Source organism: Streptomyces sp. NPDC057963 (assembly GCF_042887155.1).
Lineage (GTDB): Bacteria > Actinomycetota > Actinomycetes > Streptomycetales > Streptomycetaceae > Streptomyces.
This window is the reverse complement of the sequence record NZ_JBHVPX010000014.1, coordinates 116,087-130,481: the sequence shown is the minus strand read 5'-3', so window position 1 is coordinate 130,481 and position 14,395 is coordinate 116,087. Positions and strand designations below refer to the sequence as shown.

At 69.8% G+C, this 14,395-nt stretch carries 9 protein-coding genes and 1 pseudogene; 7 read left to right on the top strand and 3 right to left on the bottom strand.

All coding sequences use genetic code 11. The features are described from left to right. Positions 1 to 40: 40 nt before the first annotated feature. Complete coding sequence (locus ACFVT1_RS29535; protein ID WP_389800789.1) at positions 41 to 3,913, bottom strand: endo-alpha-N-acetylgalactosaminidase family protein; 3,873 nt, start codon at positions 3,911 to 3,913, stop codon at positions 41 to 43. A gap of 363 nt (positions 3,914 to 4,276) precedes the next feature. Next, positions 4,277 to 4,684: pseudogene (locus tag ACFVT1_RS29530) on the bottom strand (ATP-binding protein); the annotation flags it as partial. A 111-nt stretch (positions 4,685 to 4,795) separates the two neighbouring features. On the opposite strand from ACFVT1_RS29530, the gene ACFVT1_RS29525 reads away from it, so the two are divergent. The 5 genes from ACFVT1_RS29525 (at position 4,796) to ACFVT1_RS29505 (ending at position 11,628) form a co-directional block, all read left to right on the top strand. Further along, on the top strand, positions 4,796 to 5,617 hold the full coding sequence (locus ACFVT1_RS29525) for a helix-turn-helix domain-containing protein (protein ID WP_389800787.1): 822 nt from the start codon (positions 4,796 to 4,798) through the stop codon (positions 5,615 to 5,617). Further along, a complete protein-coding gene (locus ACFVT1_RS29520) occupies positions 5,614 to 5,877 on the top strand; it encodes a DUF397 domain-containing protein (RefSeq protein ID WP_389800785.1) in 264 nt (87 codons plus the stop codon). The genes ACFVT1_RS29525 and ACFVT1_RS29520 overlap by 4 nt, the downstream gene beginning before the upstream one ends. 908 nt (positions 5,878 to 6,785) lie before the next feature. Continuing rightward, positions 6,786 to 7,541, top strand: coding sequence for an SDR family NAD(P)-dependent oxidoreductase (locus ACFVT1_RS29515; protein ID WP_389800783.1), 756 nt, complete (start codon positions 6,786 to 6,788; stop codon positions 7,539 to 7,541). Between the two features lie 198 nt (positions 7,542 to 7,739). After that, complete coding sequence (locus ACFVT1_RS29510; RefSeq protein WP_389800781.1) at positions 7,740 to 8,651, top strand: ABC transporter substrate-binding protein; 912 nt, start codon at positions 7,740 to 7,742, stop codon at positions 8,649 to 8,651. 214 nt (positions 8,652 to 8,865) lie between these two features. Next, the gene (locus ACFVT1_RS29505; protein WP_389800880.1) at positions 8,866 to 11,628 is read left to right on the top strand and encodes a Tn3 family transposase; all 2,763 of its coding nucleotides are present in this window, start codon (positions 8,866 to 8,868) and stop codon (positions 11,626 to 11,628) included. A 198-nt stretch (positions 11,629 to 11,826) separates the two neighbouring features. On the opposite strand, the gene ACFVT1_RS29500 is transcribed toward ACFVT1_RS29505, so the two are convergent. Next, positions 11,827 to 12,456 (bottom strand): TetR/AcrR family transcriptional regulator, encoded by a 630-nt coding sequence (locus tag ACFVT1_RS29500; RefSeq protein ID WP_389800779.1) that lies wholly within the window; start codon positions 12,454 to 12,456, stop codon positions 11,827 to 11,829. A gap of 109 nt (positions 12,457 to 12,565) precedes the next feature. On the opposite strand from ACFVT1_RS29500, the gene ACFVT1_RS29495 reads away from it, so the two are divergent. After that, positions 12,566 to 13,528: an alpha/beta hydrolase gene (locus ACFVT1_RS29495; protein WP_389800777.1), complete on the top strand. Its 963-nt coding sequence runs from the start codon at positions 12,566 to 12,568 to the stop codon at positions 13,526 to 13,528. Between the two features lie 47 nt (positions 13,529 to 13,575). Beyond that, complete coding sequence (locus tag ACFVT1_RS29490; protein WP_389800775.1) at positions 13,576 to 14,388, top strand: aminoglycoside N(3)-acetyltransferase; 813 nt, start codon at positions 13,576 to 13,578, stop codon at positions 14,386 to 14,388. Positions 14,389 to 14,395 lie beyond the last annotated feature (7 nt).

Here is a 14,395-nt window from a genome sequence, read left to right as displayed (position 1 = left end):
CGGGTGCTCGCCATGCGCACCCACCCCGCATCCTGCGGTCTCAGCCACCGCAGTGGAAGCGTGCGTCACCCCAGTCCGCGTGGTCGTTTCCGTTGCCGTCGCCACCGTCGCCGACGACCAGTTCGACGTACTTGGCGCCGGTGGTGTCCGCCGTGAGCGACCAGGCACTGTCGGCCGCCTTCAGGACCGGCGACTTGACCTTCTCGGTGCCGTCGGCCGTGACGCTGAACTGCACGCTGCCGCGTGAGGTCTGTACGTCGTCCACGCCGACCTGGGCGGTGAAGGAGGTGCACTGGCCGCCCAGGTAGTAGCGGACCTTCGCCGGGGCGTGGCTGCCGAGGCCCTTGGTGTAGACGGTGCCGCCGATCGTCAGCGGGGTGCCGTCGCCACTGCCCTGCTCACCGTTGGAGAGATCCCGCTCGACGGGGCCCCAGCCGTTCTCGGAGGCCGTCCAGTCGAGGTCGCTGGCCCAGCTGTCCGTGGTGGGCGGCGGCGGCAGGGTCCGTACGGAGGTCTGCGCGCCGAGCGTGCGCCGTTCGCCGCCGACCGTGTACGTCGCCTGCGCACTCAGGCTGTACGTCCGGTACTTGGCGTCGACCGGCGGGGTGACCAGCCAGCTGCCGGTGACCTCGGCGCCCGCCGCGACCGAGTCGAAGGCGACGGCGCCCGCGGGCTCCGCCTTCCAGCCCTCGGGGACGGTCAGGCTCAGCGCGACACCGGTCGCCGCGGTGGCCTCGTAGTTGGTGAAGCTCGCCTTGACGGTGTTGGCCGTGCCCGGCTCCAGGGTCTCGGCGACCGGGTCGATGCCGAGCGTGCCGCAGGCGGCGATCTCACCGGCCGGGGCCGGGCCGAGGTCGGTCACGGTGAAGGAGTCGAGGACGAAGTCGGCGCCGTCGGGTGCGTCGCCGCGCTTGCGCAGCCCGGTCCAGGTGTCGCCGCAGCCCGCGGTGACGGTCTCGGTGAAGTGGCCGGTGGTGCGCTGCTGTCCGACGGGGGTGGTCCGGGTCTCGACCGAGTCGGGCTTGCCGTCGGCGGTGATCCGGTCGTAGCCGTCGACCCACTCGTAGGCGCCGGCGTGGCTGGACTGGTAGTCGTACTCGACCTTGTAGCGGTGGCCGTCGGCCATCGGCACGGTCCAGGGGGCGGTGCGGTAGACGAGCCCGGCGTTCTCCTCGTGGGCCTTGAGGGACTCCTTGCCGCCGATCACGTCGTCGATCAGCTTTCCGTTCCACCCGGCCTGGGTGTACGGGGCGTGCAGCTGGGAGATGACGGTCCGGGGGTCGGTGGAGCCGCCCGCGTCGCCCTTGAGGAAGGGGCCCCAGCCCTGGTCGACGTCCTCGAAGTCCTCGTGCACGACGGTGTTCTTCTTGACCGCCGGGGCGTTGGCGACGATGCGTACGTCGTCGGCCCGTACGCTCGCCGCACTGCCCCCGGCCGCTTCGATGCGGAACGTGGTGCGGCCGTTCGCGGGGGCGGTGAAGTTCACCTTGGCGCGCTGGAAGTACGTGCCGTGCCAGTCGGAAGCGGCGACGTAGTCCTCGGCGGTGGAGCGGTCCACGGCGACGGACCGTCCGCCGATCGAGAGCGTCGTGTGCCGGGTCTTCCCGGGCTGGACCTCGATCAGCGCGGAGGCGGTGTAGCGCTTGCCGGGGGTCAGGCCGTCGACGCGCTGCGACAGTGCCGACGTGCCGGTGCCGGAGAGCCTGGCGCTGTTGCGGCCCTGTCCGTCGGTGTCGCGGGCGACGGTTCCGGTCTTCGACCAGGCGTCGAGCCCGTCGTCGTTGAAGCCGGGGTCGCCGACCGGGGTGCCCTCGCCCCACCGGGGGTCGGCGGCCTTCGGCGCGTGGTCCGGGTAGAGGACGTACGGCTGTCCGGCGGTGGCCGTCAGCGTGATCCTCCCGTCGACGGGCTTGACCGTGCCGGTCTTCACCCGGCCGTTGTCGGTGAGCTTGTAGACGGTGTACGCGCCCTTGGAGGGCACCGCCCAGCTGCTCGTGCCGCCGGACTCGCTGTAGTGGTAGAGCTTCTTGCCGCCGTCCCACGGCAGCAGGTAGTCGGTGCCGCTGAGCACCTTGCGGCCGTGGTCGTAGAAGGTCCGCCTGCCGTCCTCGACCGCGCCCCGGACACCGCCGGTGAAGGTGATGTCGTTGCCGTCCCAGCGGGTGATCTTCTGCTGCTGGAGGTACTTCGCGGGCAGGTCGCGCTGCCAGACGTTGTCGTAGAAGGCGTTCCAGTCGGTCTCGTTGGTCCAGCCCTCGAACTCCTCGATGGCGGTCTGGCCGAGGACCGGATCGTTGTTCCAGACGTCCTTCTCGTCGTTGCGGATGAACCGGATGATCTTCGAGTTGAGGCCCTTGTTGGTGGCGCCGCCGTAGTCGAGGTCATTGGCCCAGTGCGACCAGAGCGAGCCGCGCTCGAACTTGTCGGCCCACTCGGTGCCGACGTTCCAGCCCTGCTTCTGCACGGCCTGGAGGGTCTTGTCCGCGATCCAGCCGTGCGTGTAGTACACGTCGATGTAGAGCAGGCTGAGGTTGCGGTCGGTCTCGTCGCGCAGTTGCTGAAAGCGCTTGGCCAGGTCGCCGCTGTTGATGTCGCGGCGCTGGTCGATGTAGTAGCTCTGGCCGAGCCAGTTCCAGCCGGGCTTGGTCTTGTCGACGAGCTTCTCGTCGAAGGCCCCGGCGTCCGGGTACGCCTCGGTGGCGTTGACGTGGACGCCGAAGGTGGCGCCCCACTTCTTGCCGTCCTTGAGGAGCGCGTTGAGGTCCTTCAGGCCACCGGCGCGCTGGTTGTAGTTGCCGCCGTAGTCGGGATGGGCGGAGTCGTGGCCCTCGGAGGCGTACCCCTTGAGGAGCGCCATCTGCCCGAGGCCGTCGGTGGCGAGCGAGATCCGCTTGACGTCGTCCAGCGTGCGCAGGAAGGGGTGGGTGGCCTGGCTGGCGAAGTTGAACGGGATGTGGGTGATGACCCGGTCCGGGGTGTCCTCGCTGCCGGGCGCCTTGACGCCGATGGAGCGGAACGCGACGGCGCCGTCCTGCCAGTCGACTCTCCTGTCGCCGTTGGCGTCGGGGGTGACGACGACCTTCGCCCAGGGGAGGCCGTCCCCGCTCTCCGGCTTCGGCGCGCCCTCGCCGCGGTAGGTCCACTGCCCGGACCAGACGCCGACCCGGACGCTGCCGTCGTCGGCCTTGCGAGCCTGGTGCCAGAACCGGGCGTCGTCGCCGCCGGTGGCGCCGGAGGGCTTGTCGTACGAGGAGTTGGACTCGACGGCGGCGGCGAGGGAGCCGGTGTTGACGATCGCGTACGAGGCACCGACCGGAGCCTGGTCGGCGGCGGTGTCCGGGGTGACCGCGGCGAAGACGTCGGCGGTCTTCGTCGAGTCGTTGTCCAGCCGTGTGAAGGCGGTGGCGCCGCCGGTGTCCGTGGAGCCGACGGAGACCAGGTCGTGGCCGGGGATGTCGATGGTCCCGACGCGGAACGCCTCGGTGTCGCGGACGGCCGTCACCTTGAAGGTGGTGGCGCGGCCGGAGACGGAGAGCGAGGCGTCGATCTCGATGCCGGGCAGGTCGGTGAAGGTCAGCGTGTAGCGGGCGGTCGAGGCGGTGACCCGGGGGGCGCCCTTGAGCTTCACGGGGTGCGCGGTGCCGTTGAGGGTGACGGCGGTGACCGGCTGCGTACTGCCGAGCAGCCGGTTGCCACTGGCCCTGTCGGTGTACGCCAGAACGCGCGGGAAGTCGTCGGCGACGGCGACCGAGAGCTGTGCGGACCGGATGACGGGGGCGTCCGCGGGCACGGCCGACTCGACTGCGGCGGGAGTGGGAGCGGCGGCTGTGGCGGGGAGCGCGGTCCCCACCAGCGCCAGGACGGCGGCTGAGGCGGCGGCGACAGCGCCCGCCGAAGTGAATCTTCGCGACATGTGCCCTGAGTAGCCCCCGTGACCGGACAGCGTCAACGACGTACGGCCCCTCGGGGCGCTCCAGTCCAACAACCGCGGTGCGTAAGTCCAAGTGGACGGTACGCGTCCGCCGGACGGCGCCATGGTGACGGGCCGTCCGGCGGACGGGACGGCGCCGCGGTGCCAGGGTGTCCGCCGGACGGGACGGCACCATGGCGCCGTCCGGGAATGGGGCGGCCGTCAGGTGCGACGGTTCGCGGCACGACGGTCGGCGATGCCCCGACCGTCGCTTCCAGGCGCGGACCGGCGCCGACCCGCCCCCGCATCCGCGCCCGCACCCGCTGCGGCGGAGGCTGGAGCGGGACCCGCGAGCTGCTGAGCGGGCACCTCGAACTCGCACCACACCACCTTGCCGGGGTTCCGCTCCCCCACCCCCCACTTGTCGGCGAGCGCCGCCACCAGCAGCAGCCCCCGCCCGCCCTCCGCATCGGGTGCCGGGGCGGCACCGGCGACGCCCACCTCTCCGTCGCCGCTGTCGTGGACCTCGACCCGCAGGACGCCGTCGACCGGTTCCAGGCGGAGCTGGAGGCGGAATCCACGACCGGGCGGTACGCCGTGCAGCAAGGCGTTGGTGACGAGTTCGCTCACGCAGAGCAATACGTCGTCGGCACGGGACTCGCACGCCCAGTCGACGAGAGCCGCACGCACGAACTGTCGTACGAGCGGGACGGACCGGCGTTCCCGGCGATGGAACACTGCGCGGAAGTAGGGGAGTTGAGTTGTCTCGTTCACGCTTCCAACGTCACACAAAGTCACTACGGTTGAGCAGCGCGTCGGGTCGTACAACGGCGATGTACGACTTCTGACGGGTCGTTCGGAGTTCACAACGGGGAGAGGCAGTCCATGCACTCGGCAAAGAGGAACAAGCGGATCACGTCCTGGCACCTGATCGGCGCCCAGGTGGCGACGTTCCGCAAAGCGGCCCGGATGACGCAGACGGCACTGGCCGATCGGTGCCGCGTGGGCGAGGACACGATCGCGTCGATCGAACAGGGGCGCAGGCCGCTACAGGCCGACTTCGCGGCTCAGCTGGACGAACTGCTGGACACCATAGGGGTGTTGCAGGTCGCGGTGTCGAAGGTGCCGAGGAGGGAGCGGTTCCCGGCGTTCGTGCAGGACTTCGTGGAGTACGAGCAGGAGGCGGTGACGCTGCTCTCGTACCAGAACCAGGCGGTGCCGGGGATGCTTCAGACCGAGGAGTACGCCCGGTTCGTCTTCTCCTGCCTCTATCCGCCTCTCGAAGAAGACCAGTTGGAGGAGTGGGTGACAGGCCGACTCGACCGGCAGAAGCTCCTCGAACGCAAGCCGCGCCCGATGCTGCATTTCGTGCTGGAGGAGAGCATCCTGCGCAGCGAGATCGGGGACCCCGCCATAATGCGGAGGCAGATCGAACACCTGCGCCGCTGCATGGAACTCCCCTTCCTGGGGCTTCAAATCATGCCGATGAAACTGCCGAAACACGCCGCACTCGATGGCTCGATGGTTCTGCTGGAGACCCCCGATCACGACCATCTCGCCTACGTCGAAGGGCAGCTGACCAGCTACCTCCATGAGGACCCCGACGTCGTCAGTTTGCTCCAGCAGAAATGTGGGATGCTGCGTTCGCAGGCGCTTTCCGTCGAGAAGAGCGCGCGCCTACTGGACGAACTGCTTGGAGAGAAATGACCCGCGCAGCACACCCGGACCCCCGCTCAACCACTCTCGCCTGGTTCAAGTCCAGCTACAGCGGCAGCCAGGGCGGCGACTGCCTCGAAGTCGCCTACGACTGGCGCAAGTCCAGCTACAGCAGTGACCAAGGCGGTAACTGCGTCGAGGTGGCCGCCCACCCCACCGCCGTCCACATCCGTGACTCCAAGGTCACCGACGGCCCCGTCCTCACCGTTCCCCCCGCCGCCTGGGCCGCCTTCCTCGCCACCACGGTCTGATAAACCACGGCGCTCCCGCCCCGTCCGGGCGGTGAGAGGTCGAGACCTTCCTCGGCCATGGGCCCTGCGCGTCGAAGTGCAGGCGCAGGGCCGGTGGCTGCAACAGCACGTCCGCCGTGTTCCTCCTCGACGACCCGCAACCCGCGCGACTCGGCCCGCGCCCGGGTCCGCACCGCGTTGCGGTCGTCGGCGACCCGGGCGAGATCGAGCGCATCCGTATGACCCGTATGAGCTGTGCGTGCCGACGGCGCCGCGACCCGCCCGTCTCGGCCCCAGCGAGCCACCCCGCTCGGCGCAGGTCGCGAGCCACCGGGCACCGCCGACTGCCGACCGCCGAGGGCATCCACCCGGATGGGCTCCGAGCCCTGGTGGACGGCCTCCTCGCCACCCGCTGACGGGTCGCCGCCGACGAGGGTACGCCCGGCCGTCGACTGGCCCCTCCCCGCCTGGGTTCTCAGACGCCTCTCCGGTGTCGGCACCCACTCGTCTGCCTGACATCCGCCCCGCGTGATCACGAATCCGCAGGTGGGTGGTGTCGGCAACCCGCGTCGGAAATCAACGTCGCAGAACGGTGCCTGGGGTAGTTTCCGACCGTGCCCATCGGCCACTTCCGCATCTCGACGGCCGACCAGAACCCTGATCCGTCAGATCGGCGCCCTGCTGCGGGCCGGCGTCGACCGCGACAACATCCACGTCGACTCCGCGTGCGGCGCGCAGGCGTCGCGCCCGTAGCTCGACCTCGTCATGCAACTGCCGCGCGAACTCCACCGGACCGCGGCCGGTCCGCCGCGGGCGGCCGTCGGCACCGTGCGCCACGGGGCGACCCGCTCCGCACACACCGGTATCGACGATGAACGACTTCGGGCGGTCATGCCGACGGCCCGCGATGAGGAGCAGGAGGTGGGCCCGTGACCGGCGCAACCGGCAGGGTGGCCCTGGTGACAGGGGCCAGCAGTGGAATCGGGGCGGCCACCGCGCGCCTGCTGGCCGCGCGAGGGATGCGTGTGGTGGTCAACTACCTCCGCAGCGGCACGGCCGCCGAGCAGGTCGTGGCCGACATCGAGGCCGCCGGCGGCCGGGCCATGGCCGTGCAGGCCGACGTGCGCGAGGCAGCGGCGGTCGAGAGCCTGATCGAGCAGGTCCAGGCGGCATGGGGCGGCATCGACGTGCTCGTGAACAACGCGCTCACCCCGTATGTGATCAAGCCGTTCCAGGACATGTCGTGGGAAGAACTGGGCGGCAAGCTCGACGACGAGATGCGTGCGGCGTTCACGGTCACCAAAGCCGTCCTGCCCGCCATGACCGAACAGGGCTGGGGACGCATCGTCTATCTCGGTACCGGCCTCAGCCGCCGGCCCCGGGAGGGCATGATCGCACTGGGCACGGCCAAGGCCGCACTGACGCAGTTCGCCCGGTACCTCGCCCAGGAACTCGGCCCGCGGGGCATCACGGTCAACGTCGTCGAGCCCGGCCCGGTGGAGGACACCCGCATGGCGGATGTGCTCGACGACGAGAACAAGCGGCGCCAGGTGGCCGCCACTCCCCTGGGCCGCCTGGCACACCCGGCAGACGTCGCCCAGGTGGTCGCCTTCTACTCCGGCGAGGACAACGCCTTCATGACCGGCACCACGGCCGCGGTCAACGGCGGGATGTCCATGTACTGACCCCCGCCCCGCTGCCCTCCCGCACCCAGGGCCGCACACGGGGCCGTACACAGGGGCGCACCCGGGGCCGCACCGTCCCGGTCCGGCCGACGGCCGGACCGTATCCGGCACACCGTCGCCTCAGCACCATGGGCCGCAGCCGCCGGGCCCTCGGCACACGCGGGCGCGTGGCGGTGGCACGATCAAGGAAAGACCTTCATGTACACGATCGATCTCGCCTACGTCGGACGGGGCCTGCACGAGGAACTGGTCGCCTACATCGCCGACCAGCAGGACTACTACGCCGACGAGGGCGTCCACGTCGCGCTGCGCGACGGCTGCCCATGGGACGAGGAGCGGCTGCGCCGCGGCGCCACCATCGGGCTCGGCCGGGCGCTGCTGTCCCGGCTGGCCCATGGCATCCCCTGGACCGCGCTCACGGTCAACACCCACCGCCCGCTGTTCTGGTTCCTCGCCCGCCCCGGTCTGACCTCCCTGGCCGACCTGGCCGGCCGGCGCCTGGCGGTACACGCCCCCCACACCGCACCCGGGTGCTTCGCCCGGATCGTACTGCGCCGGGCCGGCCTCGACCCGGACCGCGACCTCCACACCGTCGTCCGCCCACCCGGCGACTACGGCATGGATCTGCGTCGGCTGCACGACGGCAGGATCGACGCCGCGCTGGTCGGCAGCACCATGGCACCGGAGGCGGTAGCCGCCGAGCACGGCTGGCAGGTACTGGCCTGGGTCGGCGACCACTTCCGGATCCCCACCGTGGGCGTGGCCGTCGACCCCACCTACATCCACCCGGACGACCCCGCGATCCAGGCCGTCGTACGAGCCCACCGACGCGCCCTGCAAGTGATCCGCAACGAACCCGACACCACCGTGCGGCACATGCGGACGTTCCTCGGCCGTCACACCGCGGACGAAGTCCAAGCCCACTACGAGGCGTTCATCGCACCGTATTTCACCACCGACGGCCAATCCGACCCCGCCGTCGGCGCCACCGCGATCACCGCGGTCGCCGCCGAACTCGGCGTCCCCGCCACCGTCACCGCAGCCGAGTTCTACCGCACCGCGACCACCGCACCCCGGGAGCCCGGCGACGGCGGCGCCACCGTCGTCTAGGCAGTCAGCCCCCGGCGGAACCACCGAGTGAGAGGCGGCGAGGACGGACGGGGTCCTTCAGCCTTTGAGGGGTGTGACCCAGATACGGCAGAAACCCGCCACGGGATGATCTCGGACTGATGAGTACCCCGCCCCGTCACCCGTTCGGCCCAGCATCGTGCGGCGGACCTGATCAACATCGCGCTGGAGAAGGTCGTCAGAGGCCGGTCTTGAGCTGCCGGGCTTCACCACGCTGGACACCCTCGCGGCGAAGGCCCGCACTGAGGTGAACGCCTCGATCTGCATGGGCATCTACGACCAGCTCAGCGAGGCCCACCGGGAACGGCTGCTGGCCCTGCTGTCAGAGAAGGACGAGTCCGGCACCACGAAGTACAACAAGCTGAAGCAGTCGGCCAAGGCCCCGACCTGGTCACACTTCCGCGCCCAGGCCGAGCACCTGGGGTGGGTGGACGAGCTGGGCGAGACCGGAGTGTGGCTGACCGGCGTCGCCTCGGGGAAGATCATGGACTTCGCCGGGGAGGCAGACGCCGCGGACGCGCCGGGGCTGCGGGACTGCAACCTGGTCAAGCGGCTCGCGCTGCTGGTGTGCCTGGTCCGCAAGGCGCGAATGCGCGCCCGTGATGACCTGACCACGATGTTCTGCAAGCGGATCGCATTACAGGTCAAACGGGCCAAGGCGGAGCTGAAGAGCATCCGGGAGCAACAGCAGGCCATCGTCGAGGCACTGATCGGGAACTACCGCACCGTGCTCCAGCACATCGACACCGACGGCCCCGTCCAGGCCGCACGCGAGAAGGCGGCAGCGCTGACCGCCGAGATCCTGGCGACGGTCGGGGAACTCGACCAGGACGCGCAGGCCGACACGGTCGCCGCACGGCTCGGCGACGGGCTCGCGCCCGCCCTGCACACGATAGCGAAGGCCCTGCGGGTGCAGGCCGGTGCCCTGGGAGTGCCTGCGGCAGCAGTGGACGACTTCGGCGGGTTCGAGGGGCAGTACGAGCAGATCGAGAAGGTCGCTGCCCACCACGGTAACTACTGGGAGGTGCTGCTGTACGGGCACCTGCTCAAGGACCGCTCCACGATGTACGACCTGACCAGCCGCCTGGAACTCACGGCCACCTCCGAGGACAACCGGGTCCTGGACGCCCTCGCGCACGCCCGCCGGTACAAGACCTCCCGCGACTACATCCCCGAACGCCACGAGGACGGCCGTCCGGTCGACATCTCGTTCGCCACGCTGAACTGGCAGAAGGCCGTTCGGGACAAGAACCGGCCCGGCGCCTTCGTCCGCAAGCACTTCGAGGCGATGATGTTCGCCGCGCTCGCCGAGGAACTGCGCACCGGCGACGTCGCGGTGGCCGGCTCCGAGGAGTACGCCGACTGGAGCGAACAGCTCCTGCCGTGGGAGGACGTCGAGGCGAAGCTGGGCGACTACCTGGTGGAGGTCAGCCTCGCCGAGCCCGGCGACGCGGTGCCGTACGACGCAGTCTCCTTCCGCCGCCAGTTGGAGGACAAGCTGAGCGTGGCCGCCGCCACGGCGGACGCCGGATACCCGGACAACGAGGGCCTGGTCATCGACCCCGAGACCGGCGTCCCCTCGCTTAAAGCCCACCGCTCCGAGGGCCAGCGGGCCTCGGCGAAGGCGTTGGAGCAGGAGATCAAGGCCCGGATGCCGGAGCGCTCGCTGATCGGGATCATCTCCCGCACGGCGTACTGGGTGGAGTGGTGGCGCCGCTTCGGCCCCGCCTCCGGCAACGAGCCGAAGCTGAAGGACCCCTTCGGCCGCTACGTGATCACCACCTTCGTGAAGGGCACCAACATGGGTCCCTACGAGGCCGCCCGCCACATCCCCGGCGTGAGCGGGCACGAGCTGTCACTGGCCGCGAACCGGCACTTCTCCATCCCGACCCTCAATGAGGCGATCGCCGATCTGGTCAACGCGCACGCCCGACTGGACATCTCCCAGGCGTGGGGCGACGGCTCCACGGTCGCCGCGGACGGCACCCACATGGACACCTACCTCAACAACCTGCTGTCGGAGACGTCGGTGCGGTACGGCAAACCGGGCGGCATCGCCTACCACCACATCTCCGACACGTACATCGCGCTGTTCACGCACTTCATCCCGTGCGGGGTGTGGGAGGCCGTCTACATCATCGAGGGCCTGCTCAAGAACACGAGCGAGCTGAAGCCGGCCACCGTGCACGCGGATACGCAGGGGCAGAGCTTCCCTGTCTTCGCGCTCGCGCACCTGCTGGGCTTCGACCTGATGCCCAGGATTAGGAACTGGAAGGACCTCACCTTCTACCGGCCCACGAAAAGAGCGGAGTACGTGCATATCGACGCGCTGTTCGGGGAGAGCGGCCGCAACGTCATCGACTTCGACCTGATCGAGTCCCAGTTCCGGCACCTGATGCGGGTGGCGATCTCCGTACGGGAGGGGGCCATCTCATCCACCCTGCTGCTGCGGCGTCTGCGCGCGGGCTCGCGCAAGAACGCCACGTACACCGCCTTCCGCGAGGTCGGCCGCGTGATCCGCACCGTCCAGCTGCTGCGCTACCTCTCGGACGCCCCGCTGCGCCGTCGGGTCACCGCGGCCACGAACAAGGTCGAGGCGTTCAACGGGTTCTCCCAGTGGATCGGGTTCGGCAACGGCGGCATCATCACCGACAACGACCCCGTCGAGCAGGAGAAGACCGCGAAATTCAACGCTCTGCTCACGAATGCGGTGATCTTCCACAATGCCCTGGACATCGCCGAGATCGTGCGCCAGCTCCAGGAGGAGGGGCACGAAATCGACCCCGAGGACCTGGCCCACATCTCGCCATATTTGACCGAGCACATCCGCCGCTTCGGCGAGTACTCCACCCACGAACTCCGCCTTGAGCCCGAGGCGTACAACCCGTACCTGGACGTCGACTTCAGCCCGCTGCGCGGCGACGACCCGAGAGCCGCAGGCTTCGGCCAGGCCGCGTAAACCGCCCACCAGCCCGAAGGCCGTGGCCGGCAACGCCGTGGTCCCGGCCAGCCGCGAGCGGTCGTCGAGCCAGCCCTTCCTGGAGGTGCTACAGGAACGACGAGGGCTGACAACACCGTTATGCGGCCAAGCGGGACCGGACTCCTTGGTACCGCCTGCCACACAACCTGCGCGCCCGCGTCGGACACCGGCAGGGTCCTAGGGGGCGGCCCGGTCCTTGATCCCGGCGAGCACGGTGTCGAGCATCCGGTCGAACTCCGTCAGGGATCCGAAGTCGGCCATGAGCGGGCTGAGCGCGGCCATCGCCGGGTACGCGGGGGCGTCGAACGCGGGCACAGCGATAGGCCCGTCGCTGGTGCGTGCCAGCAGGTGGCCGTTGAGGAAGCTGAACAGCACCATGGGCGCGTCCGCGACCATCTGGTCGGGCAGGCCGGCCTCACGCATCGCGGTGACCAGTCCCTCCAGGGCGGAGACGGCCACCGGCGAGGTCTGGGCGCGCGTCACCAGCAACGGGAACACCTGGGGGTGCCGGTAGGCCATCTCGCGGTAGCCGTGCGCCGTCCGGCGGGCGATTTCCTCCCAGTGGTGGGATGCGTCATCGTCCGCGGCGGCCGCCACCTCGGCGAGCACCGCCTCGGACATCGCGTCCAGCAGTGCCGCCTTGCCCTTGATGTGGTGGTAGATCGACATCGGGTCGACCTCGAGCTCTTGTGCGAGTCGTCGTACCCCGAAGCGCTCCAGGCCGTCGCGGTCGACCAGTGCTACGGCGGCGGCGGCGATGCGCTCGCGGTCGAGTCCCGCTGAAGTGCCCTGAGTGCGTCTGGCCATGTCCACTCCCTCCCTTGCAAACCTACGCCGTAGAAATTACCGTACGGGAAAGCAAACCTACGACGTAGGTTTCAGATCGTCGGTCCACAAATCTGACGGAGGAGGAGATATGGGTGAGGTCACTGACACGGAGCGGCCGCCGGAGCCGGACTTCTCGGCGATAACGGCCGAGGAACTGCTCGCCTACCGCAACGCGGAGAACCGCTTCCGGGCCTCCAGCGCGATGCGGGCGATCACCGGGGAACCGGACCCCGGCGCCGCGATCGACTGGCAGCAGATCGCGCTGCCCGGCCGCGACCTACCAGTCCGGGTCTACCGGCCGGCCTCGACGGGAGACGACGAAACCACAGCCCGAACCGACCTGCCGCTCGTGGTCCATGTCCATGGAGGCAGCTTCGTGGGCACGGCCGTGCAGTGCGACTGGACCAACAGCCACCTCGCCGCGGTGCTGCCCGCGCTCGTCGTCTCGGTCGAGCACCGCCTCCTCGCCCCGGACAGCTCGCTCGCGAACGCCGCCGACGACGCCTGGGACGTGCTGCAGCACGTGCTGCAGCACGTGGCGCAGTGGGGCGTCGACCCAGCGCGCACGGCCGTCTTCGGCGAGAGCTGCGGCGCCCTGATCAGCGCCCTGACGGCCATCCGGGCCCGGAAGACCGGCCTGGAGCTCAAAGCGCAGGTGCTGGTCAACCCCGCCATCGACGTGACCGAGACGATGTACGACTACCCGTCGATGGTCGAGTACGCATACAGCCCGACCCACGCCCTGCCGCAACTGCGGCTCTTCCAGCGGCTCGCCGTCCCGCCGGGAACCGATGCCGGCACACTTTCGCCCCTGTACGCCGACAACCTGAGCGGACTCGCCCCCGCGCTCGTGGTGGTGCCCACCCAGGACGCGGTCGCCGACCACGGCCGCCGCTACGCCGAGCGGCTCCACGCGGCCGGGACGCCCGTGCGGCTTTCCGAATACCCGGGCGCGAGGCACGCGTTCCTCGCCATGCCCGGCGTGGAACCACAGGCCGGGGCTGCCCGGGCGGAGATCCTCGCGTTCCTCCGCACGGCGCTGGCCAGGTGACGGAGGAGCGATGCACCCCACCACCCTGAAGACGGAGATCCTCAAGCATGCGAATGACCGAGCCGCGAACCGACGGGCTGACCAACACCGACCTGGTGGAGGGCTGGCGCAAGGTCGGGGTCCAAGAAGGCATGTCCGTGATCGTGCACTCGTCTCTGTCCAGCATCGGCCGCGTCGACGGCGGAGCCGCCACCGTGATCGGCAGCCTGCGCACCGTACTCGGCCCGACCGGAACGCTCGTCGCTCCCACCTTCACCTGGCAGGTCACCGATCCCGACCCCGATCGCGTCGGTATCCCCGATGCCGCGGTGATCGAACGGCGCGCGGCCGTACCCACCTTTCATCCCGACCTGCCATCCACCGGCATGGGCGCCGTCCCCGAACACCTGCGTTCCTTGCCCGAGAGCGTGCGTAGCTCGCATCCGCAGGCGTCCGTCGCCGCCATCGGCGCTCAGGCAGCCGATATCGTTCGCCGTCAGACGCTCGGATTCGCGGTCGGCCCCACGTCGCCGTTCGGCCGTCTGAACGACCTCGAGGGCCACATCCTCCTCGTGGGGGTCGGCCACGACCGCAACACCTTCCTGCACTACGCCGAAACACTCACACCCAACCCACGCCTGAAGGTCCGTCGCTTCCCACGGGACCTCGACGGAGAGCGGGTGTGGGTCGAGACGCTCGACGTAGGCAACGACAACGGGAGGTACTTCCCCGCCATCGGCCGCGAATTCGAGGAGCAGGCCGGCATCGAGGAGGCAATGGTCGGCGACGCCCCATGTCGACTGATCCCGGTGCAGCCGCTGGTCTCCTTCGCGGTTCGCCGCCTCACCGAACTACTCGACGCGGACCAACAGAACCAATAGGCGAACT

Excerpts from the sequence above, each read along its gene's own strand:
- ACFVT1_RS29535 (WP_389800789.1), bottom strand. The coding sequence starts at position 3,913 with ATGTCGCGAAGATTCACTTCGGCGGGCGCTGTCGCCGCCGCCTCAGCC.
- ACFVT1_RS29525 (WP_389800787.1), top strand. The coding sequence starts at position 4,796 with ATGCACTCGGCAAAGAGGAACAAGCGGATCACGTCCTGGCACCTGATC.
- ACFVT1_RS29520 (WP_389800785.1), top strand. The coding sequence starts at position 5,614 with ATGACCCGCGCAGCACACCCGGACCCCCGCTCAACCACTCTCGCCTGG.
- ACFVT1_RS29510 (WP_389800781.1), top strand. The coding sequence starts at position 7,740 with ATGTACACGATCGATCTCGCCTACGTCGGACGGGGCCTGCACGAGGAA.
- ACFVT1_RS29500 (WP_389800779.1), bottom strand. The coding sequence starts at position 12,456 with ATGGCCAGACGCACTCAGGGCACTTCAGCGGGACTCGACCGCGAGCGC.
- ACFVT1_RS29495 (WP_389800777.1), top strand. The coding sequence starts at position 12,566 with ATGGGTGAGGTCACTGACACGGAGCGGCCGCCGGAGCCGGACTTCTCG.
- ACFVT1_RS29490 (WP_389800775.1), top strand. The coding sequence starts at position 13,576 with ATGCGAATGACCGAGCCGCGAACCGACGGGCTGACCAACACCGACCTG.